At 63.7% G+C, this 26,968-nt stretch carries 20 protein-coding genes; 2 read left to right on the plus strand and 18 right to left on the minus strand.

Annotation, left to right across the window (positions count from 1 at the left end):
• Positions 1 to 4 precede the first annotated feature (4 nt).
• Positions 5 to 1,510: a lipopolysaccharide biosynthesis protein gene (locus SALB1_RS00400; protein ID WP_158590554.1), complete on the minus strand. Its 1,506-nt coding sequence runs from the start codon at positions 1,508 to 1,510 to the stop codon at positions 5 to 7.
• Between the two features lie 39 nt (positions 1,511 to 1,549).
• Positions 1,550 to 3,610 carry a hypothetical protein gene (locus SALB1_RS00405; RefSeq protein ID WP_145961202.1) on the minus strand — a complete coding sequence of 687 codons (2,061 nt, stop codon included), beginning with the start codon at positions 3,608 to 3,610 and terminating at the stop codon, positions 1,550 to 1,552.
• A gap of 392 nt (positions 3,611 to 4,002) precedes the next feature.
• Between SALB1_RS00405 and SALB1_RS18610 the strand changes: the two genes are divergently transcribed.
• Positions 4,003 to 4,734, plus strand: a complete 732-nt coding sequence (locus SALB1_RS18610; RefSeq protein ID WP_145961203.1) for a hypothetical protein — start codon at positions 4,003 to 4,005, stop codon at positions 4,732 to 4,734.
• 189 nt (positions 4,735 to 4,923) lie between these two features.
• Positions 4,924 to 5,925, plus strand: a complete 1,002-nt coding sequence (locus SALB1_RS00410; RefSeq protein ID WP_109992054.1) for a glycosyltransferase family A protein — start codon at positions 4,924 to 4,926, stop codon at positions 5,923 to 5,925.
• A gap of 48 nt (positions 5,926 to 5,973) precedes the next feature.
• Here SALB1_RS00410 and SALB1_RS00415 read toward each other — a convergent pair whose 3' ends face one another.
• The 16 genes from SALB1_RS00415 to SALB1_RS00490 all read right to left on the minus strand — a co-directional run bounded on the left by SALB1_RS00415 (position 5,974) and on the right by SALB1_RS00490 (position 26,928).
• Positions 5,974 to 7,281, minus strand: a complete 1,308-nt coding sequence (locus SALB1_RS00415; RefSeq protein ID WP_109992055.1) for a glycosyltransferase — start codon at positions 7,279 to 7,281, stop codon at positions 5,974 to 5,976.
• Positions 7,281 to 8,660 carry a putative O-glycosylation ligase, exosortase A system-associated gene (locus tag SALB1_RS00420; RefSeq protein ID WP_109992056.1) on the minus strand — a complete coding sequence of 460 codons (1,380 nt, stop codon included), beginning with the start codon at positions 8,658 to 8,660 and terminating at the stop codon, positions 7,281 to 7,283. Before SALB1_RS00420 ends, SALB1_RS00415 begins: the two co-directional genes overlap by 1 nt.
• A gap of 2 nt (positions 8,661 to 8,662) precedes the next feature.
• Complete coding sequence (locus tag SALB1_RS00425; protein WP_199678618.1) at positions 8,663 to 9,817, minus strand: hypothetical protein; 1,155 nt, start codon at positions 9,815 to 9,817, stop codon at positions 8,663 to 8,665.
• Positions 9,814 to 11,010 (minus strand): FAD-dependent oxidoreductase, encoded by a 1,197-nt coding sequence (locus SALB1_RS00430; RefSeq protein WP_109992057.1) that lies wholly within the window; start codon positions 11,008 to 11,010, stop codon positions 9,814 to 9,816. Before SALB1_RS00430 ends, SALB1_RS00425 begins: the two co-directional genes overlap by 4 nt.
• A complete protein-coding gene (locus SALB1_RS00435) occupies positions 11,007 to 12,191 on the minus strand; it encodes a glycosyltransferase family 4 protein (RefSeq protein ID WP_109992058.1) in 1,185 nt (394 codons plus the stop codon). The genes SALB1_RS00430 and SALB1_RS00435 overlap by 4 nt, the downstream gene beginning before the upstream one ends.
• Positions 12,188 to 13,429: a glycosyltransferase family 4 protein gene (locus SALB1_RS00440; RefSeq protein ID WP_199678619.1), complete on the minus strand. Its 1,242-nt coding sequence runs from the start codon at positions 13,427 to 13,429 to the stop codon at positions 12,188 to 12,190. Before SALB1_RS00440 ends, SALB1_RS00435 begins: the two co-directional genes overlap by 4 nt.
• Before the next feature lie 37 nt (positions 13,430 to 13,466).
• Entirely contained in the window at positions 13,467 to 15,380 is a 1,914-nt protein-coding gene (locus tag SALB1_RS00445) for an XrtA/PEP-CTERM system amidotransferase (RefSeq protein ID WP_109992060.1), read from the minus strand.
• 15 nt (positions 15,381 to 15,395) lie between these two features.
• A complete protein-coding gene (locus SALB1_RS00450; RefSeq protein WP_109992061.1) occupies positions 15,396 to 16,529 on the minus strand; it encodes a glycosyltransferase in 1,134 nt (377 codons plus the stop codon).
• Complete coding sequence (gene xrtA, locus SALB1_RS00455) at positions 16,526 to 18,073, minus strand: exosortase A (protein ID WP_109992062.1); 1,548 nt, start codon at positions 18,071 to 18,073, stop codon at positions 16,526 to 16,528. Before xrtA ends, SALB1_RS00450 begins: the two co-directional genes overlap by 4 nt.
• Positions 18,070 to 19,302, minus strand: a complete 1,233-nt coding sequence (locus tag SALB1_RS00460; RefSeq protein ID WP_109992063.1) for a TIGR03087 family PEP-CTERM/XrtA system glycosyltransferase — start codon at positions 19,300 to 19,302, stop codon at positions 18,070 to 18,072. Before SALB1_RS00460 ends, xrtA begins: the two co-directional genes overlap by 4 nt.
• Before the next feature lie 117 nt (positions 19,303 to 19,419).
• Entirely contained in the window at positions 19,420 to 20,454 is a 1,035-nt protein-coding gene (locus SALB1_RS00465; RefSeq protein ID WP_109992064.1) for a FemAB family XrtA/PEP-CTERM system-associated protein, read from the minus strand.
• Positions 20,451 to 21,311 carry an XrtA system polysaccharide deacetylase gene (locus tag SALB1_RS00470; protein WP_109995199.1) on the minus strand — a complete coding sequence of 287 codons (861 nt, stop codon included), beginning with the start codon at positions 21,309 to 21,311 and terminating at the stop codon, positions 20,451 to 20,453. The genes SALB1_RS00465 and SALB1_RS00470 overlap by 4 nt, the downstream gene beginning before the upstream one ends.
• A 68-nt stretch (positions 21,312 to 21,379) precedes the next feature.
• On the minus strand, positions 21,380 to 22,582 hold the full coding sequence (locus tag SALB1_RS00475) for an ExeA family protein (RefSeq protein WP_158590555.1): 1,203 nt from the start codon (positions 22,580 to 22,582) through the stop codon (positions 21,380 to 21,382).
• Between the two features lie 2 nt (positions 22,583 to 22,584).
• Entirely contained in the window at positions 22,585 to 24,465 is a 1,881-nt protein-coding gene (locus SALB1_RS00480) for a TIGR03016 family PEP-CTERM system-associated outer membrane protein (protein ID WP_109992066.1), read from the minus strand.
• A gap of 4 nt (positions 24,466 to 24,469) precedes the next feature.
• Entirely contained in the window at positions 24,470 to 25,342 is an 873-nt protein-coding gene (locus tag SALB1_RS00485) for a hypothetical protein (RefSeq protein ID WP_109992067.1), read from the minus strand.
• Positions 25,339 to 26,928, minus strand: a complete 1,590-nt coding sequence (locus SALB1_RS00490) for an XrtA system polysaccharide chain length determinant (RefSeq protein WP_109992068.1) — start codon at positions 26,926 to 26,928, stop codon at positions 25,339 to 25,341. Before SALB1_RS00490 ends, SALB1_RS00485 begins: the two co-directional genes overlap by 4 nt.
• Positions 26,929 to 26,968 lie beyond the last annotated feature (40 nt).

Below are 26,968 nucleotides of genomic sequence, written 5' to 3' on the forward strand. Positions count from 1 at the left end.
CGCATCAGGCCGAGGCGTTTTCACGCCTGGGACGGCGATGCCGATAGGCCTGCACTATCTCGAGCCAGAGCGGATGGCGCGTCCACAGGCCGCCGATGACCGCGCCGGCGAGCGCGGCGGCGCCCGCGCACAGAATCGGCCCCCATAGCGCATCGGCTGCCGGTGGGTAAACCAGCCGACAGCCGGCCACCGGCACCAGCGTCGTCAGCGCAAGCAAGGCGCTGGGCGCTAGCGCGTGTAGATATGCACGCAGCCCAATGCCGGTCTCACGGGCAATACCGATCACGACCAAGCCCACCAGTACGACCGTAGTCGGAATGAGTGCAGCAGCGATCGCCACCAAGCCATAGCTTGCCGCGATCAGCAGCGTTGCGACCGTGAGCATCTGCCATATCGTGACCCAGGCCGTAGCCGTGCCCACACGCCCTATCGCGGTCAGCAGATCCTGATAATGCATCACGACAAGCGATATAGCGACCTGGATCGCCAGCAGGCGAAGTATCGGCACCGCCATGTCCCATTGATCGCCAAAGAATATCCGGATGATGGGGAACGCCATGAGCGACGCGAAGCCCAGAAAGGGCCAGCCCAGCCCGGTAATGAACGTAATCGAACGCAGATACAGCTCGGCCGCACTACGGCCTTCTCGATGGCGCTGAGACAAGGCCGAATAGGCCACGGTCCCGATCGCGGCCGAGACGTTGTCGCGAAACAGACGAACCAGGCCGAAGCCGCGGCTGAACATGCCGACCGCGCTGAAACCCAGCATGCGACCGATCACGAAATCCGGTGCGCTATCCCCGAGGCGATTCATAATGCTGCCCACAGTTTTCTTCACGCCAAAATCGCCGACTTCGCGCCAGTGCGCCAGCCCAAGACCGCGAATACGATAATGCCGCCCCCAGTACAGACAGCCCGCGACCGTCGTCAGCATGCCGGCCACCGCCCCCCAGGCCGGGCTGAAATAACCGAAGCCATACCAAGCCAGCACGATGGTCACGGCATTCTGGACCACGAGTTGGCTGGTGTTGATTTTGTAGCGAATGCCGAACTGCAGATCGCGCACGAGCATTGAGCCGGTGGTGGACCCGATCGGCAACAGCAGATACGTGATCGACAGAATACGCAGCACCTGCGTGAGATCCGGCTCACGGAAGAACGCGGCGATCAACGGGCTGGCAAAGAACAGCGCGGCCGCCAACGCCCATGCAATGATCCAGGTGATTGTGAATGCCGTCTGTGGCTTACCGGTGTCGAGCCGATCCGCCTGAACTATATATTCGCTGGTCCCGAAATCCCGCAGCATGTGGACCAGATTGACGAATGTCACCGCGACCGAATACACGCCGATCTGAGCCGGCGTGAGCAGCCGGCTCAGAATCATGATCGAAGGAAAGGTGACCATGAGATCGGTGTACTGCTGAAGGCTCGATAGCACCACCGCCATACGCAGCGTCGTCGGCTGCGCCGGGACACTGTCGCCCCGCAGTTTTCGGCGACGCCGCCACATCAGCCGCATCGCTTGGACGAGCGCTCATCTTTCACCGAATCAGTGCGTCCCGGAATCCGCTTGCGTCGGCAGGATCGCGAACTGCGGCGCATGACGATAGTCCGGGCGCACCGGGCGGGCCATGAACCAGCGCCAGGCCGCCCGCGCATGCGGATCACGAGCGTTCGCGGCAGCCGCAACGCCGATCTGCAGGTTTGCAACAAAGCCCGTGTCGTCTTTCGGTAAACCAGCCATAGTGCCGGGAGGATAGGAAAAGCCGGGCTGATCCGGCCGTGATGCCAACCCTTTATTGACTGCACGTGCATTGCATCCGGCCGAGACAAGATCAGGAAAGCTGGCTCGATAGACATCAGCAAAATTCTCGTAGAGTGGCGCCGCGGGCTTCGGTCTGATCTTGAGCGAATAGGCGCTCGCCAGCTCCGGACAGAAACCCGGCGCCGTCAGCGTACCGATCTGGAAGCGCGAAACATAGTCTCGCAACCGATTGGCCCCGGCAAACCCGAGATCGGCCAGATTGCCGACAGCCCAGGTGAAAAAGGAAGCCTGCCAGGGTGCAATACCGACATGCTCGTCGCCGTTTGGCCCGGAATAGGACATCGCATAGCCGTTGATGATCGCGCCGAGCGCATTGGCATCGGGATTGTCAGTATAATGAGCGTTGTACCAGGCAATATTGCGAGCGACGACGTGCGCAAAGACCGGTTTACCGGGGAATCCGTCCGGCAGGATATAGGCTGCGTCGCCCAGCGTTCGCAGCGCCCAGGCCTGTGCGCGAAGCTGCTCGCCCTGGAACAGCCCCGAGCGGAAATCACGATAACCAGGATTGGACTGGAACACGGTCCAGCTGGCCCAGAACGCCAATTCCTGGGCATAGAACCAATCGCCGGTGACCATATAGGCGACGTAGGCCGGCGCACCGGCATGTGCAATTTCCGGGTTCAGGGGTGTATCGCAGTCGTGGTGACATGAGGGCAACCGGTCGTCGCCGTGTGGGGGTACCTCGCACTTGCTGCGCTCGGCTGCCCCGATAAGAGTGGCGCAAGGATGCTGATCCACCGACAATGCGTCATCGGTATCGCGCTGCCGATAATGCACGCGATAGGCCGCCACCGCATCGCTGTCGGCTAGCATCCAGCGATAGACCCGATAGTCGTAGGGCGCCACCACATAAGCGGCGCTCCATTGTGGCAGCGGGCCGATCTGCGGCTGCGCCCCCGTGGACTCCATATGCTGTTCGACATCGCAGTTATCCATGGGCGCGCAATGTTTTCGCACTTTCGCCAGCATCGCCGGGTCGAGTGTGAGATCTTCATAACGCGGCACGGCAGGCGTGGCTTGCAGATAGCGCCCATTGAGTACGGCAAACCACGGCGCGCTGGTATAGCGACCCCACCATTGCACGTGGTGCCAACGAGCCTGCCGATAGTGCGTCAATCGGTCCACGGTCACTGGCGGGCGACCCGGCCGGATCAGCTGGGCGCTATAGGTCACATTCGTCGGGTCCGGGGCGTATGCCCAGTCGTTTTCGATAATCGTGTCCGTACGCACGCTCGTTACCGGCGCCGGCCCATAGGCCCGTATCGCGAAAAACACCATAAGCCGCGGATGCGCATGCCCTGCCGCATCGACCGGCGGCGCGCCGACTATCCATTCACCGGCCAGCGGCCCCGACAGCCATCGCCGGCAGAATATCGGCGTGGCCGCGCAGCCGCCGTCTCGAGCGACCCTCGACAAGAGCGCCCGCGCATCAAGTTGCCATGTCGTACCGCCCTGATTTAATACGACTTGGCTGTCGTAATCGCTCTGCAACACGTCCGCGATGTCGAGCGCGTTTGCGCGGCGCACCTGAGCAGCCGGCCGGGAGACGAGTTGCAACCGTCGAAGATGATCACAGGGCACGACGGTGGTGATCACCGCGTGCCGTATGGAGCCGTCGGAGTTACGCGCTTTGACATCAACCTGGGTCGGCCAATGTTTCGACCCGCTTACCAGCATCAGAGTGCGGCCCGAGGGCACATCCCCCGGGCGGAACGGTTGACCGAAAGTCGCCGGTGCCGCGCCATGACAATCTGGTAGGATCGGAGCAAGCCTGATGTCCACTACACTATCTCGGTTTGCCGCCGACGATGTGCCTGCTACAGCAAGGCTAGCTAAAAGTATTACCCAAACGATCAGACTAGGGTAACGCGCTACGAAACGAAAAGTGCTAAACATTTTTTGCATATCTCGCCCCTGCCACTAGAGCTTTAGAAACACCACGTCATGACTCATAACCATATCCGGCTTCCTGAAAATACACTAACTTTTCTAGTGCGGATCAGAGCTACGGCAACTTCGCGAGACGGAAAGCGATTTCCGAAAAATGGTTTATCCAGCACCGCATAATCACGTTTCACAGGTTTGTGCGAGCCGTATAGGTCGTCTGCGCGTCATATGCCGTCGATTTGTAAGTCACTTATTTATTCTGACCCTGTGCAAAGGTTGACCGGACGGTGAGACTGTTCTGTTTTTGGCTCGGCGACAATGCTTTATCTGATGCTCGACGCTCAGCTTTGTCCACGCTAAAAAATACCGGCCTGGAAGTTATCTTTTTGCGTTACAACGATCTCGGCAGGTATATCAACGACAGCGATCTCCATCCAGCTTTCCCGTTGCTTTGCGATGTCCACAAAGCGGATTACCTAAGAGCGCTGTTCATGCATCGATACGGCGGTGGTTATTCGGATATCAAGTGGATAGAGCGGAGTTGGCTAGGTGAAGTCGAAAGACTAGAAAAAAACCAGCATCTGATTGCTTCTGGGTATCCGGAGGTCGACCCATCGCACGTTGCCAACAACTACGTCTGCCAGCAGCTACTCGGTGCCAGCGCGCCATCCAGACTTCGCGGCTACATACAGACGAGATACCTGCGCCGCCACTATCGCGAGCTAATAGGAAACGGGGCATTTATCTTCAAGCCCGGGACCAGTTTCACAACGCGATGGTGGGCAGAAGTGAACCGACGATTGGACCATCTTCACGACGCGTTACTCCAAAATCCCGCCCGCTTTCCACGCGAGGGCAAAGGTATCGAAATTAACGGACAACCGTCCGAATATCCCGTACCTTGGATCTATTTACTCGGCTCCATCACGCACCCATTGGCGATGCGATATCGCCGCAGGATATCTCGCAATCTCCCGCCCTTGACGTTTTACACTGACGAATTTGCGTCGTACCTCTAGAGATTTGTCGATACGTCCCGCACGCTCTGGCCGCGGTTGAATGTGGTTCGACACTGCACATGCGCGTCGATGGTCAAGTGCCAGCAACATGCGTTGGTGATAAGCCAACTGCCGTAAGACTTACGATGATCACGCAAGCCGCTATAATTTGTGCGTTCGTTTCCGACCTACCCCACGGTACCCGTCCCAATGCTTGAGCCGCCGCAGCCCGCGATCAGCATGGTTATCGCGGCCTACAATATCTCTGCCTATATCGACGAGTGCCTTCAGTCCTTGCTTGTACCTGAAGCCTGCGACTGCGAGATCATCGTGGTCGATGACGGATCAACCGATGCCACGCCAGCGCGGTTAGCGCGCTACCGGGACCCGCGCCTACGCGTAGTGCGCCAAGCCAACGGTGGGCTAGGCGCCGCACGCAACACCGGCATTGCCGAAGCCCGAGGCCGTTATCTATTGTTCGTCGATGGCGATGACTGGACGTCGCCCGACTTGGTCCCACGGTGCCTTGCCGCAATCGAGGCACGTCCCGATGTCGGTATCTTCGTGTTCGACTATTTCGATGTCACCGCGGAAGGCCAGAGCCGGCGCCGATGCACGCCGGATTTCTGGGGGGCCCACAACGCCGCCTGGAACAAGCTCTATCGACGCGACGCAATCGGCAACGACCGGTTCGACGTGGGCCTGTGGTACGAGGATCTTGCCAGCGTCCGGGCTTGGCTCGCCTGCTGTGCACGGCTCGCGCATATCGATGCGCCATTGTATTTCTACCGTAACGATCGCACCGGCTCGATAATGAACGCGCTGGATGACGAGCGGCTCATGCACCTCCCGATCGCGGCCGAACGCTGTGTCGCACGCATCGAGCGCTGCGCGCTTTCCCCGACTACGCTTGATGAGCGATTGGGCGCAAACTGGAAACGACGCTTTTATACCGTCGAGGTCTTCGTGCGCGGGATCATCCAGCGACCGCGTGCCATGCCGGACGCCGCAACCCGCCGCGCGTTCGTCGCCCGTATGAAAGCTCGCCTGCCGACGGGCGTTCCGGATGTCGATGTCGTACGACGCCAGTTCGGCGTGAAGATCGCCGTAGCCAGCCTGTGCTACAAGAACGATGCTGATCGCGCCGCGGAGATACTGCTTTACGATTTGCGTCGTGTCCGCAATCGGGTGGCCAGGGTATTCGGCCGCTGAGCCGCCCGGAATGCCTATTCGATCGCGGCCACGACAAACAGAACGGGGCTAGTTGTCCTCGCCCTTGTGGCACATTCGATCGCCTTCCGGCGCCAACTCGCGCAGCAGCTCCGCAAGCCGTGCCGTTCCCACGCGCCGGGAATATTTCGATAATCGATCGGGCGCCGGGCGCCAACGCGGATGATCGCTGCCGTAACGATCCAGGCATTCAATCAGTGCCGATACGGCGGCCGCAATGGCCTCCGGCCGATCAGGGGCGGCGACACACTCGCCTACCCCCACTTCCTCGAGCAGCGCTCGGGTGTCTCCGTCGGGATCCACAAGAGCCAGCAGCGGCCGGCCGGCACGCAGATACTCGAACAACTTGGCCGGCACCTGGCGATTGAAGCCTTGCCCCTGGAGCAGTAGCAAGGCATCGGCACGTGCCTGTTCAGCCAGCGCTGCAGCATGTGGCAGTCGCGGGGCGATCTCCACGAGATCCTCCAGCCCGAGGCGGGCGACCTCGCGCGCATAGAGGGTGGCATCCTGCGTATTGCGAAACACGAATCGCACCTGCTCGGACGAAATACGACCGGCCTGCTTCATCCCGGCAAGCGCTTCGAACAACACCGCCGGATCGCGATCCCTCGAGTAAAGCTGACCGGAATGCACGATCCGTCGCGGACCGGCCGCCGCAGACGCCTCCCCGGCCTCGGGCGACGCCGACATATCGGGCTGTAGCTCCGGATCATAGCCGTTCGGGATAACCGTACAGCGCGACTCGATCGCCGGATAACGACGAACGTAATCGCGCGCCGAACCGTCAGTCGCAAATATCAGATGATCCGCTTGTTGCATGACCCGGCGCTCGATGGCCGCCAGAACGCGCCGCTGTGCGGGCGCGCCATCGAGCGTCATGGGATCACGGAATTCAGCCACCCAAGGCCGGCCGGTCAGACGCGCGAGTACAGCCGCGACCAGGTGACTGGTCGCGATCGGATAAGTCGACCAGATCACCTGAATATCGTGGCGCCAGATCGCCGCCAGGCCACTGGCGATCGCGCCCGGTAGCCAAGCCACCCAACGATCCGGCACCGCGGTCCAGGCCATATAACGACGCCGCCAACCAAGATGGCGCCGAGCATCGATCGCCCAGGCACGATGCACATGGCCGGGAACCACGGCACCGGCCTCGCAACTGCCCGGGTCGTAAGCACTGGTGCGGGGCGCCAGAATATGCGGCTGCCACCCGAACGCCGGCAGATAGCGTGCAAAGGCGCTGGCTCGTAGCGCACCCGGAGCCGCCGCCAGCGGCGGGTAGTGAAAGGTCACGAGCAGGACGCGCCGCTCGCGGGCCGAGTCGTCGCCGTTATCCATCACCAGTTCGGCAACCGATGCCCGCCGGCCGATGGCCGGCCCGTCCGCGAGCCCGGTCGGCCCGGCGCTTGCGACGATTGTCTCGAAAGACGCCGCGTGGCAGCCTTGTCGTTCGACTTCGATTCAGCAACCTGCTCGACCCGCGCCACCATGACCTGCAGTACGGCAACCAGCGCCAGCAATTGATAAAGGAAGTCGATATAAGGCGTGGGCAGAAGCGAGCCGGCCGCCGCATAACCGACCAGACTGACCTGCATCATGCTCGCCAGATCGGCAAGCCACCAAGCCTCGGCCGGGCCGGCGCGTGCGCGTCGCCGTACCCCGCCGAGGCCGAGATAGCCGGCCAGGAGTAATGCCAGAAACAATGCGAGCCCCACGAATCCCTGCTCGCCCAGCACCTCGAAGAAGATACTGTGGATCGCGCGCCCGGGGACGGCGCCTTCCGGCCCATAGCGCCGCCACATGTCATGGCTTGACCAGACTTCCATGCCGCCTCCCACCAGCGGATGCGCCAACGCCACGTGGGTTGCGAACTTCCAGGACTCGATGCGTCCCTGCGCGGATGCATCATGCTGGTAATTGTCGATCGTGTGTATGCGCTGAAAATACTGCGGTGGCATGAACGAGGCGAGCGCCAGAGCGGCCACCGGAGCGACCAGAATCAGCATGACCCGGCGCCGGCTCTTCCAGACCAGCATGGTCGCCGTCACCGCCAGGGCCAGCAGTCCCCCTCGCGAATAAGTGCCCACCACGCTCACCGCGGTCAGCCCCATCAATAGCCAGAGCCCAAGGCGCAGCCAGCGATGCTGTACCTGTAACTGGACATAGCGCATGAGCGGCAGCGTCATGCACATGATCAGCGCGAAGATGTTGTTGTCGGTAAAAAAACTGCTCTCCGGCCCCATCACGTGGTAATTGCCGCCGGTCAGCAGCGTGAACAGACCGCCCTTGAAGCCCCAGAAGCCGAACGAGGCCACGATGGTCCAGATCACCCAGTCGAGGCGCTGGCGATCGATGACCAGCATCAGGGTGACGTAGGCCATGGCCATCATCTTCACGAACTGCTCGTAGCGCGTGAACGCCGCGTCGGGCACGGCGGCCTGGAAGGTGGACAGCGTGACCCAACCCAGAAACAACGTCATGAGCACGACGATGGGTTTCATCGGCGGCGCCTGCCGCTCGCCCGGATGGGCGGTGAGCGCCAGCAGCGTTGCCCCCGCCGTGATGAAAACCCAAGGGAAATCCACCGCGAACCCCCAGGTCAGCCGATGCGGGTTCAGGTAACTGAACATCATCCACAACAGCAACCCGATGATCGGGCGCACGAACGCCATCGGCAACGTGCCGGCCACGAACAGGACCAGTGCCAGGGAACGCATACTCAGAGCGCCTCGAGCGACAGCATGATCGCATCCATGAAGAACTTGGCCGCCCAGTTCGGGTAACGATTGGTCATGTAGCCACCATGCCGGGGATAGGAACCGGCGATCGCCCCCCGCCGTTCAGGCTCCATTGTGGCAAGGTCCTGCGTGGACTGCACGAATTCGATCGAGCGTCGCGCGTGGTGAATCCAGCCCTCGGTTTGATCGATGCGGGCGAGCTGCAGCCAGGCATAGGCGATCTGAACGTCGCCGGTCAGGCAACTCCACGGCGCCGCCGCCCGCCATTGTTCATCCAGCCGGCCCGGCAGGCTGCCGTCGCGGCGCTGACATTGGACGATCCGACCCAGGCCGAGGCGCGCCGCATCGACGAAGCGCGAGTCGCCGAGCCGCATGCCCGCGCCGAGCATCGCCTGCAGCGCGTAACCGAGCGTATGCGTCAGGGGCCGGCGGTTATCCTCCAGGTCGTTGTTGTCGAGCCACCCGTTGGGCCGCATCTGGGTCAACGCCCAATTCAGGTTGGCACGCGCGGCATCGCTGTAGCGCGGCGCGTCGAGCGCGCGTGCGGCATCGAGAAGGCCTAGGGCGGTGCGGGTGTTGTAGGTATTCAGTGGATGGGTGGCAAACGGCGAGCCGTGGCGGCGCCAGGCACCGTCGTCGTCCTGAATGGATACGAGCCAATCCGCGGCGCGTTCGAGCGAGTCGGCGAAACGCGGCTCGCCGGTGCGCTCGAAGGCGGCGGCCCAGCCGAAAAGCACTTGGCCGGTATTGAACACCGTGGGCACGAGCCGGGGCGCGGCGAGCGTGCCCGCACAGACGCCGCCGTTATCCAGCTGGACATCGGATTCCCAGTGCGCCATGCGCGTTGCGCGATCGAAATAGCTCTGATCGCCAGCGTGCTCGGCGTAAGCATAGAGGGTGGGAATGATATAGCCGGTGGTTTCGGGGTAAGACGCTTCCCAGCGTTGACGTCGGGCGTCGTAGAACGCCGGCACGCCGCCGTACTGGCCCACGTCGTGCGCATGCGCCAGCCACTCGGCCGCCGCGCGAAGATGGATCTCGGGGTCGGACAGCGGATGGCGATCGTGCCGAGCCCAGCGCCTTAGTTCATGGCCCATCCAGCGCGGATGCGCGCGTTCCAGAACCGGCGTAATCATGAGCTACGCACCATCAGGCGAGCCGCCCGGGCCCGCGCGCGGTCGTACAGATCGAGCAATCCGGGCCACGGGTCCGACCGCCGCCAGAGGGCATCGACCACCCGTGCATCGCTTGGCGCGGGGAAAGCGATCGTCTCTCCCGCCGCGGCCGCGTTGGCATCCGCCATCGGGTCTTTCCAGATCCGGGCCGGCGCGACGCGTGCCACGCGCGGGGCAACCTGGCCGAGCGCCTGACGATAGGCCGCCCATGGCAGATTCACACCGTTCAACGTAGCAATTTCTTCCTGGTAGTCGGTGCGTCCGATGGTCGGTTCGATCATCACATATTCCCGGGTCGCCGCACGCCATTTGTACTCCATGCCAGCCAACCCGACGACGCCCTGCTCGCGAAAGAAGCGTGCGGTCAGGGGGATCAGTGCCGCGGCCGCGTCGGGTGCGGCGACACAACGCGCCGTGCCGCCAGTCTGGCGCGGCCAGGCGCGCAGCTTACGGCCCACGAACGATACCGGCTCACGATCGCCGTCGCCCAGGCACTGCAAGCAGAAATAGATCGTCGAATCGTCGCCGTCGACCCACTCCTGAACGATCAGATCGCCCGAGACGGTGAGCATGTCCCGCAATTGATCGCGCGCGCCATCGATCGATTCGGCGCGACAAGCCCGGGGAAAGCGGGCGAGAAATGCGCGCTGGCGGCCCGCTGGCTTGATCACCAGCGGCGGCACCAGCGCCGAGAGCCTGTCCAGGTCGGCGATCGAACCGATATGGCGGGTGCGCGGAACAACATACCCGCCGGCCTCGGCCGCTGCGTGGAAGCGATCCTTGCTTAGCAGACGTATCACCGTATCCGCTGGCGGCAGCTGGAGAACGTAGTTGGATTCGAGGCGCGCGCGCTGCTCGGATACGGCGGCGACTTTCTCTTCTTCGGTGAGAATCAGCGGCCGCCGCGGGCCCGGATGCCGGGCCGCCCAATCGGCCAGCGCGCCGACTGCGTTTTCCGGCTCACGATCATCGTAACGATGGAAATCGACGTAACGACTCCGCGCGGCCGGCAGGTCACGCGAGCCCGCCAGTAGATGCACCGGCACGCCTGCGCTCGCCAGGCTGCGTACCACGCCGAGCGCATTGAGCCCGCCACCGACCACCACGGCCGCGGGCCGGCGGCGGTATATCGAACTCAGACGCTTGCGAATCATCGGCCACCGTACCCGGCATCTGACGCGCCAGCCGCGAGATCGTTGGCAATCGAGACCACCCGCCGCGCATTGGCCGCCCAGCTCAGATCGCGATCGACCAGCGTCGCGCGGCCCGCCTCGCCCAGCCGCGCGCGCAGCGACTCATTTTCGATCAGCCGCCGCATGGCGGCCTTGAAGGCATCCCGCGAGCCTGGTTCGAACAGCACGGCATCGTGGTCGGCTGTGAGAATCTCGCGCAGATTGGGCTGATCCGGCGCGATGATCGCCTTGCCGCAGGCCATGTATTCGAACAGCTTCAGCGGCGAGGCATAAGCGACAACATTGGGCAACATCGCCACATCGAACGCATTCACATGGCGTTGCACGCCGTTGCGATCCACCACGCCGGTCACGGTCACAGCATCGGCCACGCCCGCCGCTTCGGCCTGTTGCCGCAGTGCCTCGGTCGCCGGTCCGTCACCCACCAACAGGAAATGCAACGACCGCGTGTCGCGATACTCCGCCAACAACTCGATCACGGCATCGAGCCCGTGCCACTCACGGGCGAAGCCCACGAACCCGATCACCGTGGTGCACGGATCAAGGCCGAGCCGTGTCTTGGCGGCTTGTGCATCCATCTCCGGGGCGAACCGTCGATGATTGATGCCATTCGGCGTCACCGTGATGCGCGCCGCCGCGACGCCCGCCTCGGCAACCTGATCGGCGAGAACATGGGTTACGGCAAACACATGATCGGCGGCGCGCCAGGCGCGTTGCTCGGTCCAGCGCGCCAGGAACGGCAATTTGAGCCCACCGTACGCCGATCGCTCGGCAAACAAGGGGGCGTTGATTTCGAGCAGCAAGGGCACGCCGAAACGGCGGCGCGCGATCGCCCCGGACAGCAGCGACAGGTTGTAGCGCTCGTAGATCACATCCGGCCGAAACGCGTCGATCGCGCGGGCCAGTCGGGCATAATCGACGCCGTTGTAGCCCAGTTCCATCAGTTCATAGATCGCGCCCGGGATACGGGCCTTAAGCTTCGAAACCAGCCCGGACTCACCGCCGAACTCACGCTGATCGAAACCCTCGGGGCCGACGAGCCGCACCTCGTGGCCGGCGGCGCGCAGCGCCTCGACCATTTCCTCGATGTGTACGTACTGGCCGTCCTTGGACCCGATCCGGTGGTGATACAGGATTCTCATGACCCACCCACGATCGGACGTGCAGCGTCTCGGGCGCCAAGGTCCACGCCGGTAAGCCGAGAAAAGATGGCCAGCTGACCTTCGGTGGTCGGCGCCCAGCCGAACTGCTCGGCATAACTCCGACGCGCAACGCGGCCTTGTTCGTCGAGTACGCCAGACAATTCGAGTTGCCGCCAACAGTCGAGCATCGCCGGGGCATCCCGCGCCGCCATCAGACAGCCGGCCGGGGGCCCGGTCATGATTTCCGGAATGCCGCCGACCGGCGTCGCGATCACGGCACAGCCACAGGCCAACGCTTCCAGCACGACATTGGGCATGCCTTCCGAGCCGGCCGCATGCATCAGTACATCGGCCGCCGAGAAATAATCCGGCAAGTCGTCGTGCGCGACTGCCCCTTCGAACCGGACGCGCGCGCTGAGCCCGAGACGCTCGGCCTGCGCTCGCAGCGCGCCCTCTTCGGGTCCGTCCCCCACCAGAACCAACATCACGTCGGGCATTTGTGACAGGGCCGCTAGCGCCACATGCATACCCTTGCGTTCGATCAGGTGCCCTACGCACAACCAGACGCGGCCGGTGAAGCCCAGTCGTGCACGCGCCCGATCCCGATCCCGCGGCGAGAAGCGGCTCAAGTCCACCCCGTTTCGCAACGTATGGATCCGGTCGTCCGGCAAGCCGAGTTGGCGCATCCCGTCGGCGAGCGCCTGCGATACCGCGATAAGGCCACCGGCGCGCCGTGCGGCCTGCAGAATCTGTCGTCGCGGGGTGCGCATGGCGGCGATCTGATTGATATCGGCGCCGCGGGCCGTGATCGTCAACGGCCGATCGAAGCGCGCCGCCAACCGGGCCGCAGCGACCCCGTCCGGATAGACGTAGTGCGCGTCGATCAGATCGAAATCGAAACCCTCCACCCGCAACCGCTTCAAACACGGCGCCACCGCGCTCGCCATCGTGGCCGGCACCCAAGTCATGCCGATCTTCGGCACAACAACATACCGCGGATGTTCGACCGCAATGCCATAGCGCGTTTCCCGCCGCGGAACCGATGCCATCTGAGCATACCGCCCGAACCGGGGATGCTTCGAGAAAAACCACGGCACCGGGGCGATCACGCGCGCTTCCACGAGTCCGGTATCGACGAGTCCGCGTAATCGTTCCTCGACGAAAATGCCGTGGCGAGGCTGCGCACTATTCGGATACAGACTGGTGACAACGGCAATACGAAGCCGGCGGCCGCTCACGGGTCCGTTCTCAGGCATCGGCTTGCCCCCGTTTCCATCAAGCACAAGCGGCTACCGGCGGCATACCCGCCTCGCGCTCGAGAAACCGCGATAACATCAACAGCGACCAGATCACCGTGCCGTGATCGCGCCGGCCGCTCACATGATCGGCCCATATCCGGCCGAGCGCGTGCGGCTCGAAGATGCCGGATTCGACCAGCGGGCCGGCGTTGAGCGCCGCGGCGCCGATGTCGCGCAACGGACCACGAAACCAGTCGGCGAGCGGCACCGAAAACCCTTTCTTCTGACGATACAGGATGTCGTTCGGCAGGCGGTTCTCGAAACTCTTCTTGAGCAGGTACTTGCCCTGCCCTCGACGCAGTTTGTAGTCGCGCGGCAGGCCGGCGGCCCAGGCGACGAATTCGTGGTCGAGCAGCGGCACGCGCACTTCTAGACCGTGCGCCATGCTGGCGCGATCGACCTTGGTGAGAATGTCCCCGGGCAGCCAGGTCTTGTAATCGAGATACTGGGCGATCGACACCGGGTCGTCGCTGCCGGCGTTGGGCGCCAGATCGTTGAACAGGTCGCGCACGCGATAGCCGCCCAGCTGTTGCTTGAAGGCGCGGCTGTAAAGACGCTCCCGCAGGTCCTCGGCCACCATCGACACGCTGTGGCAATACGCTTCGGCCGTATCCATTGCCAGCGCCTGAAACGTGGTCCGGGCGCGCAGGAAACGCGGCGCGCGATCCATTTTCGGATAAACGCGACCGAGCATGCCGAAAAGCGGCCTGCGAATCGCGCGCGGTATCCGGGCGCGTGCAAGGGATTCGTTGGCATGCAGGCGATAGCGGCGATAACCGGCAAAATCCTCGTCGCCGCCATCGCCGGACAAGGCAACCGTGACCTGCTGACGCGCCAGTTCGCAGACACGATAGGTCGGCAACGCGGAGCTGTCGGCGAACGGCTCGTCGTAGACGTCGACCAGCGTATCGATCAGGCCGAAGTCATCGCCCGAGATGCGATGCTCGCGATGGTCGGTGCCGTACTGTTCGGCGATACGCCGGGCGTAATCGGACTCGTCGAAGGCTTTATCGTCGAAACCGATGGCACAGGTCCGGACCGGGTCGGGCGAGGCGCCGGCCATCAATGAAACCACCGCGCTCGAATCCACCCCGCCGGAGAGAAACGCCCCGAGCGGCACGTCGGCCACCAGCCGCATGCGCACCGCCTCGTCCAGCCGGGCATGCAGTTCCTGGGCCGCGACCCCGTCGTCCGGCGCATCGCGCGGGCCGAAATCGACGTCCCAGTAAGCCTCGGCGCGCGGCTCGCCCTCGCCCGCGGCCCAGGATAGTCGATGCCCGGCGGCAAGCTTGTAGGCGCCGGCAAAGATCGACAGCGGTTCCGGCACATAGCCGAGCGCCAGATATCCTTCGATCGCAAGGGGTTCCAGCCGCCGCGACAGATCGGGATGCGCCATCAGCGTCTTCAGTTCCGAGCCGAAGACCAGGTCGCCGGCGGCGGTCACGGCGTAATACAGTGGCTTGATGCCAAGCCGGTCGCGCACGAGATGAATACGGCCGGATTCGGCGTCCCAGACAGCAAAGGCGAACATGCCGCGCAGCCGCTGTACGCACGCCGCGCCCCAATGCTGCCAGGCCCGCAGTAGCGTCTCGGTATCGCAGTGGCCCTGGAAACGGTACCCGACGGCTTCGAGCTCGCGGTTGATGTCGCGATAGTTGTAGATTTCGCCGTTATAGATCAGCGTGAAGCGGCCGTCCTCGGTCGCCATCGGCTGTTCGCCGCTGGTGGGGTCGAGAATCGTGAGCCGTCGATGGGCCAGTCCGCAGCCGGCGACAACTGTTTGATCATGCTGATCCGGCCCGCGATGCGCCTGCACGGTGTTCATCGCGTCCAACACGGCCGCATCCGGGCGTCGGCCATTGCGGGTAACGATTCCTGTCAGACCACACATGGCATGTTCTCCTGATCAACGCGCCAGCAGCGCATCGTAAAGCGAGCAATAGCCGGCCACCATCGAAGCCACGCTGAATTCCGCCTGTACCCGACGGCGGGCCGTCTGCCCCATCGCCTGCGCCCGCTCCGGCGCGAACAGTACACGCGCCAGCGCCGAGGCCATGGCCTCGGGCTGGCGGGCCGGCACCAACAGGCCGGTCTCGCCGTCCGCGATCAGTTCCGGATTGCCGCCCACGGCCGTGGCCACCACTGGCAGGCCGCTGGCCATGGCCTCCAGCACGGTCAACGCGATGCCCTCGGCAATCGATGAGCAGACATAGACATCGAAATGCTTGAACCAGGCATCGGCGTCATCGCGCTGGCCGGCCAGTGTCACCTGCCCGTCGAGCCCGAGCTCACGCACGCGACCGGCCAGGCGCTCTTTTTCAGGTCCGTCGCCGACGATCACCAGATGTAGCGGCGGCATGTCGCTCCGGGCCGTCAAAACGGCCACCGCGTCCAGGAGATGATCGAAGCCCTTCACCGGATCGAGCCGGCCCACCGTGCCGATCACGCGAGTCCCAGCCTCGATCGCGGGCAAGCCCGGCACGTCGGCCGCTTCGCCGGGCGCGAAGCGCTCGGTATCGATGCCGTTACGAATGAGCACAATCTTCGAGCGCGGTATGCGGACATCTCGCGCCAGCCAGCCCGCCAGATCCGCCGATACCGGCACGAAACGGCTGATGGCCGGCGCGAGCAGACGACGCAGCCAGCGATACCTGGCGTTCGAACCGTTCGGATCGGCCGCATCCCGCCCGTGTTCGGCGTGCACGATATGCCGGCAGCCGGCCAACCGCGCGGGCACAACGGCATCGATGGCGCCGATGTTGTAGCTGTGCACGATGTCGGGCGCGAGCGCGCGCAGGCGGCGATACAGGCGAAGATAGGCCGCCGGATCCTTGCCCGGCTGCTTGTCGATCGACTCGACCGTTATCCCTAGCGCCTCCGCCCGGACGGCCAATTCGCCGCGATTACGCAAACCGATGATGCGATGTGCGTACCGATCACGCGTTGCTGCAATGACCGCGAGCGCGACCGATTCCATGCCACCGACGCCGAACCGGTCGATTACATGCACCACCTTGGGGCGTTGTGGTTGGCGCGTCATGAACCGGAGCCCTCCGCACGCCGTAGCGACGCGGTCGCATCAGCCGCGACCCGGGCCAGCTTCGCGGGCCGGGGCCGACCGGCTTCGGAGACCACCAGCATGCCGGCCGGTGTCGGCTGGCCAAGCAAGCGATCGATCGATTGCCATAGTTTGAAATGCAGCGGCGAAGGCGTCCATCGCGCTCCGATGCGATAGGCGTAGAGCAGCACGCGCGCGCCGTCGCCACGCGTCGCCTTGAGCGTCAGAGTGGTGAATCCGGGGCCGTTGCCGCCCACCTTCACGGTCGTGGGGCCGGCGACGACCTGCCATGTCGAGGTGTCGTAAAGCCCGCGCCGGATATCAAGAATATCCGGGCCGTCGCTGCCGGCGTCGATACCCAGGTAATCGACCCGAATCGGACGCGCGATATCGCCGTAACGGCGGCTGAGATGAACATCCAGCCCCCGTTCCGGGGGCGCGGAGTTGCCGTTGGAGCCGTCGTTCAATGCCCGGTAATCGGCCAGCTGTGCTGGCAGCGTCGCCGGACCCGGCCGGTCGTCGCTTGCCGCCAGCAAGCCGGTCACCGCATACCAGGTCGCCGGGAGCACGATCAGTGCGAGCGCCACCGGCACCATCCAGCGCATGCGAGCCGCCCCGTCTTCGGGCAGGCCGTGATCCGGCTCGGGCCCGGACGGCGGCGCCTGATGCCACGGCCAGCCGCATACGAACAGCAACACCAGTACGGTACCGAAGAACTGCCAACCAAAAATCAGATGGTCGGTGCCGGTCGCATACTGCAGGCCGAGGTATTCACCGATCAGGATGGTGAAATACACGCGCAGCGCGTTGGCGATGATCGGCACGACCAGGGCGAAGCCGACGAACACCAGGCGCCGTCGCAGACGGGTGTAGAACAGATGAGCGTAGAGCACGCCGAACGCCGTGGTAGCGACGAAGAACTTGATGCCACTGCAGGCCTGGGCCACATGCCAGGCCGAGGCCGGGGTATCGATGAAATGCCCATCCATGACCACCGGTACGCCGGTCAGCTCGAGCGCAAGCACCGACAGATGGGCGGTGACCGTCTGCAGCGGCCCGACCATGAAATTGCCGAACGGGATCGCGAACAGCAGATAGCCGAGTGCAAAGGCGATCACCCCGGTCACCCGCGGCCCATAGAACAGATACACCATCACCGGCCAGATCAACACCGCCGCGATGTGGCGCGCCAGATTGATATCCGCCACGGCGCCCACGATCCAGAGCGCGCCCAGCGCGGCCACGCCGGTGAAAGCGATCGGTCGCGGCCGTGCCGCCACCCGCGCCAGCCAGTGTCGCCGGCCCCAGACGAGAACGGCGCAGATCGGGAAGATCAGAAAGGCGTACTGAAAAGTGCCGGTGTCTGCCCAGGTTTTGACAAGCGAGCGATAGCTGCTGGCATAGAGCACAATGAACGCCACCATGCAGGCGACAAACCCCAGATGCACCGCAATCTGCGGGGCGGCGCCGGCCCGGCTCGCCATCGCGCGCTCGATGGCGCTGCCCCGTGTACGGCCTTCGCTCATAGTGATATCTCCGACTTGGGCGTAACGCCCGGGCCTACCGGGATGAGCAATCGATCGAGTTCGGCGACGCGTGCCGGCCACGCGTAGCGGGTCAGTACATAATCGCGTGCGGCACGCCGCCCGGCCCCGTCCGGCGCGCCGGTCAGCCGGGCGATGACCGCCGCTGCGAATGCTTCGGGCGTATCGGCCACATCGCAGACCCCATGGTGCCCGGTTTCCAGCCCAGCCGCGGCTTGCGGTGTCATGACCACGGCCAGGGACATCGCCAACGCTTCGAGCACCTTGTTCTGCAGGCCGCGTGCGATACGCATCGGTGCCACGGCAACGCGCGCATGCGCAAAATAAGGCCGTACATCGGGTACGGCGCCGGTGACTTCCACGCCGTCATGTGCGGCAAGCGCTCGCACGTCGCGCGTGGGCCGCGTGCCGACGATGACAAATCGTGCCGCGGGCACGACGGCGCGCACGCGCTCGAAGACATGCTCGACGAACCAGGTGACAGCATCGACGTTTGCGCCGTAGTCCATGGCGCCCGTGAACACGATCCGCGCCGCCCCGCCCTGGCCCGGATCGGCATAATCAGGCTCCGGGTCGAAATAACCCGCGTCCACACCATTGGCGACCGCATGCACGCGGTCGCTGCACTCCGGCACCATGCGCCGGAAGAAATCCGCTTCGGCGGCCGACACGAACACGCTTGCATCGAATGTACGTGCCAGTCGGCGCTCGCCCGCGGCCAGTGTCTTCGCTTCGCGCGCATAGACCCAGCGCATCGGCGCCCGGGCGTGTCCGGCGTATTGTGCCCACTTGTCGGAATCCACGTCGACAAAGTCGAGTACACGACGAACGCGGTCGTGCCGAAGCACATAAGGCGCCATGGTCGACGAGAACACCAGCACGGCATCGATGGCGCGCTCATTCATGAGCCGGTCGACCCAGGCCTGCATCTTCCGGTCGCGATAATAGGCAAAGCTCAAGGCCTCGTGACGGGCCAGAGCAGTCAGGCTCCGCAGCCTCGCCCGGCGCGGTGCAATTGGCCGTAACAAGACCTGATCACACCACTGAGTCAGGCAACCCCGATAGGCCCAGTCATCCGGGGTGTCGACGAATGCGCCCAGATGCACCACATGCCGGCTGGAGAGCGCGCGCAGCCAGTTGAAGGCGCGAATCTTGTCGCCCTTGTTCGGGGGATAGGGGATGCGATGACACAGATAAAGCAGTTCACCCATGGTGAGTGCGGCTTGTCATCACGCGACGTCGACCGGCGGCGGCCCGAACGCCGCGGCGCTGCCCCACATATGGCAAGGGCGTAACGCCGCCGAGCCGAAACCAGTCGCTGCCGATCACTAACCCAGGTCCTTCGACAGCCAGGGGCCGACCAGGCACGTAATCGGCAGCGGCAACTTCTGCCATGCCTTGATGAACATCGCGTACTTCGGATTATTGGGGCTGATGTCCGGGATCGAATCCAGGCCCGAGAGATAGTATTCGTAAGCCAGCGGCTCAGGCTCGAAGCCCCAATGCCGCTTGAAATGATAGGGCCCCGTATCGACCTTGCTACGCCCGAAATCGAACAGGCGGGCGCCGCGCGCGGTGGCGTGCTGCATGAGCGCCCAGTAAAGATAGTCGTTGGCCTTGAGGTCGCGCGCACTCGCCCCGGCGCCGGAGTAATACGGCAGCACCTGGTCGCGAAAATAGAAGTTGAGCACCGCTGCCACTGGCACGCCCTCGTGGGTCACGGTCAACACGTCGCAGTCGTCACCGAACACCCGCAGCAACTCGCGCATGTACTTCCGGGAGAATACCGGCGTGCCCAGGCTTCGCAGATTGTAGGCATAGAGCGGATAGAGCCGATCGATGGTGCTGTCGATGGTCCAGCTCAGCCCGTTGTTGATGCCCTTGCGCACCACCGCGCGCTGCTTGCGCGGGATGAGCTTGAGGTTGTCCTCGTCGTTGTCGGCGAGTTCGCGGCGAAACGTGGTGTAAAGATCCTTGCGTGGCCAGTCGGCGTGTCGCGGCGCGCGTTCCCGCGACTCGAAGTAATCCACCCCGAGCGTGCGGGCGCGCTGGCACGCGTCGGCATAGAGCGCCGACTCGGCCTCGGCGGTATCGGCCACCACGCCACCGTAGACACAGAACGGCGTCGAAATCAGGGCGTTTGCGAACAATCGGCTATGGACGTGAACCAGGGGCAGGATGCCCTCGATCCGACCGTCGCGCGTGGCGTACAGGAAATAGCAGCGATGTCCGAACGCGCGCTCGATGACCCGTTTCCAGCCGGCGCGATGAAAGAAGGTGGCATCGGCACTCGCGGCCACAAAGGCCTCCCAGGCGGCCTCGTCCTGGCCCAGCGTGTGCACCTGAAGCGATTCGGCACTCATGCGTTGCTCATCCTTGAAGCGGCGTCGTCGCTGCAGCCTTCTTCAACCGCAAAAACCCGATCCATGCGATCCCAGCGGAAATCCGCCAGCAGACGCCGCAGGCGAGGTTCGACCCGATGGATGTTCAGGTAATGGCGGAAACGACGCCGGGGATCCAGCCCCGGGACGCGCGGCTGCTCCGGATCGACTTCCCATGGGTGAAAATAGAATACCGTCGGCTGTCGATCACGCCGGTTGACGCGGCGCAATGCGGCACGGGTGGCCCGATACGGATACAGTCTGAAAAAGCCGCCGCCGGCACAGGGCAACCGTCGTCCACCGATTTCCACCGTGGTGACGGGAATTTCGATCAGGCGGCTCCCCGGCCCGGGCCGAAACGGAAACCGCGGCGCCCCGGGCATGCCGTAGGCATCGTGCGTGCCCGGATAGATACTCGAACTGTAGCGGTATCCGGCCGCGGCCAGTTCGTCGAGCGCCCAGAGGTTGGTCGCACCGATCGAGAAACTCGGGGCGCGATAGCCTTTAACCGCCTGCCCGCCGGTATCTTCGAGCACGGCCTTGGCTTGACGGATATCGGCGCCGAAGGTGTCGCGATCCTGATTGATCACACGCACATGGTTCTGGCCGTGGCTGGCCAGCTCGTGCCCGGCATCCACGATACGACGAATCAGTGCGGGGTGACGTTCAGCCACCCAGCCCAAGGTAAAGAAGGTGGCGCGGACCCCGGCGAGCTCGAACATCGCCAGAATGCGGTCGGTGCTCGCCTCAACCCGCGACGGCATGCGCGCCCATTGGTCGAACGCAATATGCTGCTCAAAGGCCGAGACCTGGAAGTATTCTTCCACATCCACCGTCATCGCGTTCGCGCTGACGCGTGTGGGTCTGGATATCGCCTCGGGCTGCCAGTCAATGGCCGTCACGGCGCTCACTCCCGGTTGAACAGACGCCTAAGTTTATAAGCCGCGGACCCCGGCGCGACCGGGCTTGCCGCGCGGCGCTCGTTATCGGGCCAGTCAGTATAGGCCGAGGTGGTCTCGGCGGAGGTTTCAGGCACGAGATCCCGCAACGTGGCTTCGAGCCGCTCGACACGAAGAATGGCATCGACCAATTCGCGGTGCGCCGCACTGGTCTCGTGATAGCGCATCAACTCAGCCACACGCTCTTCGCCGTAAGCGCTGCGCAAGGCGCGTTCCACCGCGGCCACCCGTTCCAACAGTGGATCGAGCTGGGGCGAGGTCGGCGGTTCGCCGCCCTGCTCGCCCTCCTCGCCCATGCGCGCACGCTCATTGGTGGCGCCATCGTAGATCAGGCCGTCGCTGGCGAATTCGGCTTCGAATTCCTCGATAGCCGTATCCAGGTCGTCGCGGGTCAATTCACGCCGCTCCTCCAGATAACCGAGCAACAGCAATCGGTCCATGATCTGGTTGATGCGGCGCGGAATCCCGCCCGACCACTCGTAGACGCGGTCATATACCCCCGGCCCGAATGACAGTCGATCGGCACGCCAGCCCACGGTATTCAAGCGGTGCTCGATATAGCCCGGCACTTCCGCCGCGCTAAGCGGCTCGAGATGATAAGAGGCGACGACGCGTTGGCGCAGATGCGTCATCGCCGGGCGCAGCAACAAGTCGCGCAACTCGCTCTGCCCCACCAGCACCACCTGGACCAGCGCCTGACCGCGTGCCTGCAGGTTCGACACGATACGCAGTTCCTCGAGCGCCGCCGTACTGCAGGTTTGCGCCTCGTCGACGATCAACAGCGCGCGCCGGTTCCGCGATGCCGACAGCTTGCCGACCAGATTGTCGAGCATCTCGTACTTGGCCAGTCCGCGCACGGCCACGCCGAAAGCCGCCGCCACCGTGGCCACGACATTGTCGGCATCGATGTTGGCCATGGCCACACGGGCAACCAGCAGATGACGCGTCTTGATCTGGTCCAGCAGAACCTGGAGCAACAACGTCTTGCCGGTACCGACCGGGCCCGTCACCACTACAAACCCCTCGCCCCGCTCCAGCCCGTAGATGAGATAGGACAACCCACGGGTATGACTGGCGGTTTCGAACAGCCGCCGCGGGTCCGGCATCAACTGGAACGGTCGCGCCTGAAGTTTGTAAAAATCCTCGTACACGGCTAGAACGCTTTTCGGAATTGCAGCGTGATACGGTTTTCCTGATATCCGGGGCCGTTGCTCTCGTCTCGCCATTGCCGCGAGTAGCCGACCGCCGCCTCGGCACTGGGCGAGATCGCGCGCACGACGGACACGCCGGCAGTGTAGTCATCGGAACTCGAGCCGTTGCCGGAATTGCCGTCGTAATGATCCCAGCTCGCCGAGGGCACGATGCTCGTGCGCGGACGAACCGCGTAGCGGGTATCAATCTCGAGGCCATGGCTGCTGCTGTCGGTCACGCCCGGCGACCGATAATTCTCACGCTGTGAGTAGCCCGTAACCTCGCTGTGTGTCAGAGCCGTATGGAAACCGATGCGCCCCTGCCAGCGCTTGCGTATGTATGTGCCGCGATTGAGCAGTGAATTAGTGCCGTTGTAGCCGGTCCCGCCGCCACCGAGCAAGTCGCCGATCGACCCCACCGAGCCGAAGGCATAGCCGGACCCGGCGTTATTGAGCGCATCGAGGCCGGGGGAAGACGGATCTTCGCTGTAACGCAGCGACAAATCGAGCAGGCGGCCGTGGTGCGATGCCGCCAATGAGTAACTGGCGCCATAAAACCGGTGACCGTAGTTCACTTCCAGAGAATTGGTGGCACTGCCCCAGCGCGCCCCCACCTGCCAGCGTGGCGCCGACCAGCGATCGTTCCTGCCATTGGGTCGGTATTTATCCTCGACCCCGCCCTGGGTGGTGAGGGTCAGCGTCGGGGAGACGCGGTAGCCCAGTTGCAGTGTGGCACTGTCGAAATGCTGCGTCTGGTTGGAATTGCCATTGTAGCCGGGCGGCAACGTGCCGGCACCGAAGATCTGCTGGTAGCGATCAATGAACCGTTGCGCATTCCCGCCCGAACTCTTTACTGCCTCAGTGACGACCTGTGCCTGCCAACTCAATGGCTCGACTTCAGTCGGACTGGTCACGCTGGCGGAGACGCCATTAACCGTGGTGTCCGGAACGCTGTTGTCGCCGTAGATCGATCGCCCATAGCGATAACGCAGCATGCCCTGGCCCAAGCCGCCGAGAGACTGGGTTACATAGGGGCTGATATTCGTGTGCCATGCGGTCGTTTTGTTCTGATTCGGCCGAATGATGTTCGAGCGCGCATAGCCAACCGACGGATCAATCACCTGTTGTCCGTACTCCGTATCGGCATCCAGATACAGATGGTTTTCAATAAGATCGATGGAGGTACTGCCCTGCAGATCGTTGTATATGTCGTTGTTGTGGCCATGATCGGCATAAGCCACCCCTTCGAGTTGATAGCTTGCCTGGCCGCGGATTCTGCCGGTCGAAGAACAGGCATCGATGCGCGGAGCCACCGTGGTGATGAAATCCGATTGCCGATGATGCGCGTCGAGATTGAGATTGTCGGTGTAGGTCTCGGAGCCGGAAACCGACGCCTGCACGTAGCGACCCGACGCCCGCCGGGGCGCCGCCGGGCGATCCAGAACCGACGCGGTGTCCGAGCTCGCCACATCACCCAGACTCAAACTCGGCGCGCACCCATTGGGTGCGAAGCCGCCGGCAAAGCCGAACGGATTGCTCGTCCCCGGGCCGCTTGGCGCATAATCGTGGTTACTCGACGCACTGTTGCCGATGACGACCGGCCGATTGTCCTGGTAATTGCCGCCGGTGCCCGACGCCGTGCCGGTGCGGCTCGTGGCCACGCCGCTGCCCCCGGAAGTGGCCCCCGTACTCGATCCGCTGCTGGCCGTGGCTTGCGCCGCCATCGCGTTCGCGCCCCAGACCAACGCCAGGGGCAGCGCCATCACGCACATACGCGCGCACGCCGCGCGCCGCAGTGTGCCTCCGGTAGGGTCGCACATGGGGATGACACGTGACGCGGGCATGGGCTTACTCCGTACGCTCCGACTCGGCCGGGTACATGCCGTAATATCCAGCGTGCCGCTCGCCGAACAACTGATGTCCCTGGCTCAGCACCAGGCTGATATCGGCCCCGGACGGCTCGATCAACGACAACGCTGCTTCAACCGCTCTTTTTTCGGTATGCTCGGCACGCACGAGCATAAGAATCTGCCCCACGTTGACCGCCAGCGCCTGGGATTCGGCGGTCGCCAGAAGCGGCGCGGAATCGAACAGCAGAATCCGGGCCGGATCCGCAGACAGCTCGTCGAGCACCGATCTCATTCGGCGGCTCGACAGGCTTTCCGCCGCCCGACGGCTACGTCGCCCCGCCGGCAGGATGGACAGCCGGGCCTCGCTGGTCGGCACCACGCAATGCTCCGGGTCCGCGTCGGCATGCGTCAGCAGATGCATCAGCCCCGGCTCGCGTTCGAGCCCCAGATTGCGGCTGATACCCGGCTTGGCCACATCACCGTCGATCAGGAGTACGGAATGATCCAGCTCGTTGGCCAGACTGAGGGCCAGGCTGAAGGTGGTGAAACTCTTGCCCTCGCCCGGGTTGGCGCTGGTGACCATGATCCGGTTCGCGGCCGGCGTGCCGGCCGACGCATCCTCTGCCATGGCGTTCAGAATCGGCCGTTTGATCCGCTGCAACTCACGCCCGATCAATTGCGCCATCGACTCCGGCGGCAGCAATCCGACCCGGCGCAGCCGCACATCGTCCAGCTCCAGCGGCTCGCGCTGTCCGGGCTCCCGGGTATCGAACACGGGAGCGTCGTCGAACGCGTGATCGTCGGCCCATTGAACAGGTTGCCGTCGTTCCTGGCGTTTCAGCCGCTCGGCGGCCTTCTCGACAATACTCATAGAACCTGTCCGGAGACGATGTTCGGAACCCACTGCACGCCCACGGGCAGCAAGACCAGCGCCGCGGCGAAACCGACCAGTAACGACAAACAGCAAACCACGAATACCAGCATCGACCGCCGCCGATCGGCGCGTTGCGCCGGGCTGAGCGCCAGACTCACGGCGCCGATCACGGGGAAACCGGTCGCCTCGGTCAGGTCACGCCGGCTCGAGAACACCGGACGGATCTGGGCGAGAAACCATGCAAAGGCAAGCCCGGCGCCTATCGCGCCGATCAACGCCATGACCATTAGAATCAAGCGCTTGGGCCCAGACGGTTCGGCTGGCACTTCGGGCGGGTCGATGACACGGAATTGCAACGCATTGCTGCTGTTTTGCACATCGGTCGACAGACGCGCGCTGTACAACCGCGACAACAGCTTTTCGTACTGGTCCCGCGTGACCTGGTAGTTGCGGCTGAGCTCGGCGAGCTTGGCCTGGGCGTCATTCATCGAGTCGGCACCGGCCTGCAGCTTCTTGAGCTGGTCCTGCTTGCGCTGGAGCGATGACTCGAGCGTGCTGATCTGTACCTTGGTGTTGTTGAGCTGATCGGACAGGGTAGCGCCATTGCCCCCGCCGGACGACGATGCCCCGGAGGGCGCCTGAATCTCGCCCGGATGGGACCGCAGCCGGGCCAGCATATCCTTGCGCCGTTGCTTGAGATCGGCAATCCGCCGCTTGGCATCAATGACGTCGGGGTGCTTTGGTGTGTAGCGGGTCAGCAACTGGGATAGTTTCTGCTGTTCGGCATCCAGCTGCTTGTCGATGCTTTGAACCTGCTGACTCTGGGCCGGCGGCACGCTGGCGTGGCCGCTTCCGCCGGAGCGCATTTGTTCAAGAATATTGGCCTTACGATCGCGCGCGGTCGCAAGCTTGTCCTGGATCGAGTCGATGTCGGTATTGAGCTTCTGCACCTGACTGACGTAGTCGTTCGTCCCGGGCATGAGCTCCGCGTGGTTCTTCTTGAATTGCGCGAGCGTCTGCTCCGTCTGGTTGAGCTTCTGCTTGTACTTGTCGACTTCCTTGTTCAGAAACGAAACCGCCTGCGTGGTATTGCCGCTGTTTTTATTCGATAGATCCATGGTCGTCATGATGCTCATGACGGCCTGGACGACCGACTGCGCAAGCTTGGGTTGTGAACTGGTATAGCTGATGGTGTAGAGGTCGGCATCTCCCCCGCTGTTCTTCAGGGTCAGCCGTCTCTGCAGGCCCTGGATGAGGGCCTGCTCCTGCTCCGGCGTGGTCACCCGCAGGTCGAGGCCGGTAGAGCGCGCGATGTCGCGCAGGTGTGGGCGACTGAGTACCGTCCGAATCAACAGGCTGACCTGCTGATCGGTGTTCGGTGTGATCGCCATCCCCTTCAGCAGCGGATCGATGGCCGATTTGGTGTCGATGTGCACGCGCGCAGAGGAGCTGTACTGGTCCGGCAGGCTGTAGACATACAACCAACCCACCACGGCAATAAGCCAGGCAATACCCAGCGCAATCCAGCGAAAACGCCAGATATTGCGGAGCTGACCCAGGACGAGTGAGAGGATTTCCTGCATGGTCCTCGCTCAGATTAGCGCGCGATGGTGCAGGCCGTTC

This window comes from Salinisphaera sp. LB1, from assembly GCF_003177035.1.
Classification (GTDB): domain Bacteria; phylum Pseudomonadota; class Gammaproteobacteria; order Nevskiales; family Salinisphaeraceae; genus Salinisphaera.

What these genes read in the sequence shown, in the direction of transcription:
- SALB1_RS00460 (WP_109992063.1), bottom strand. Translation starts at nt 19,302, where the DNA reads ATGGGTGAACTGCTTTATCTGTGTCATCGCATCCCCTATCCCCCGAAC.
- SALB1_RS00435 (WP_109992058.1), bottom strand. Translation starts at nt 12,191, where the DNA reads ATGAGAATCCTGTATCACCACCGGATCGGGTCCAAGGACGGCCAGTAC.
- SALB1_RS00430 (WP_109992057.1), bottom strand. Translation starts at nt 11,010, where the DNA reads ATGATTCGCAAGCGTCTGAGTTCGATATACCGCCGCCGGCCCGCGGCC.
- SALB1_RS00470 (WP_109995199.1), bottom strand. Translation starts at nt 21,311, where the DNA reads ATGACGGTGGATGTGGAAGAATACTTCCAGGTCTCGGCCTTTGAGCAG.
- SALB1_RS00425 (WP_199678618.1), bottom strand. Translation starts at nt 9,817, where the DNA reads ATGATTACGCCGGTTCTGGAACGCGCGCATCCGCGCTGGATGGGCCAT.
- SALB1_RS00485 (WP_109992067.1), bottom strand. Translation starts at nt 25,342, where the DNA reads ATGAGTATTGTCGAGAAGGCCGCCGAGCGGCTGAAACGCCAGGAACGA.
- SALB1_RS00480 (WP_109992066.1), bottom strand. Translation starts at nt 24,465, where the DNA reads ATGCCCGCGTCACGTGTCATCCCCATGTGCGACCCTACCGGAGGCACA.
- xrtA (WP_109992062.1), bottom strand. Translation starts at nt 18,073, where the DNA reads ATGAGCGAAGGCCGTACACGGGGCAGCGCCATCGAGCGCGCGATGGCG.
- SALB1_RS00465 (WP_109992064.1), bottom strand. Translation starts at nt 20,454, where the DNA reads ATGAGTGCCGAATCGCTTCAGGTGCACACGCTGGGCCAGGACGAGGCC.
- SALB1_RS00410 (WP_109992054.1), top strand. Translation starts at nt 4,924, where the DNA reads ATGCTTGAGCCGCCGCAGCCCGCGATCAGCATGGTTATCGCGGCCTAC.
- SALB1_RS00415 (WP_109992055.1), bottom strand. Translation starts at nt 7,281, where the DNA reads ATGGATAACGGCGACGACTCGGCCCGCGAGCGGCGCGTCCTGCTCGTG.
- SALB1_RS00445 (WP_109992060.1), bottom strand. Translation starts at nt 15,380, where the DNA reads ATGTGTGGTCTGACAGGAATCGTTACCCGCAATGGCCGACGCCCGGAT.
- SALB1_RS00450 (WP_109992061.1), bottom strand. Translation starts at nt 16,529, where the DNA reads ATGACGCGCCAACCACAACGCCCCAAGGTGGTGCATGTAATCGACCGG.
- SALB1_RS00420 (WP_109992056.1), bottom strand. Translation starts at nt 8,660, where the DNA reads ATGCGTTCCCTGGCACTGGTCCTGTTCGTGGCCGGCACGTTGCCGATG.
- SALB1_RS00490 (WP_109992068.1), bottom strand. Translation starts at nt 26,928, where the DNA reads ATGCAGGAAATCCTCTCACTCGTCCTGGGTCAGCTCCGCAATATCTGG.
- SALB1_RS00400 (WP_158590554.1), bottom strand. Translation starts at nt 1,510, where the DNA reads ATGTGGCGGCGTCGCCGAAAACTGCGGGGCGACAGTGTCCCGGCGCAG.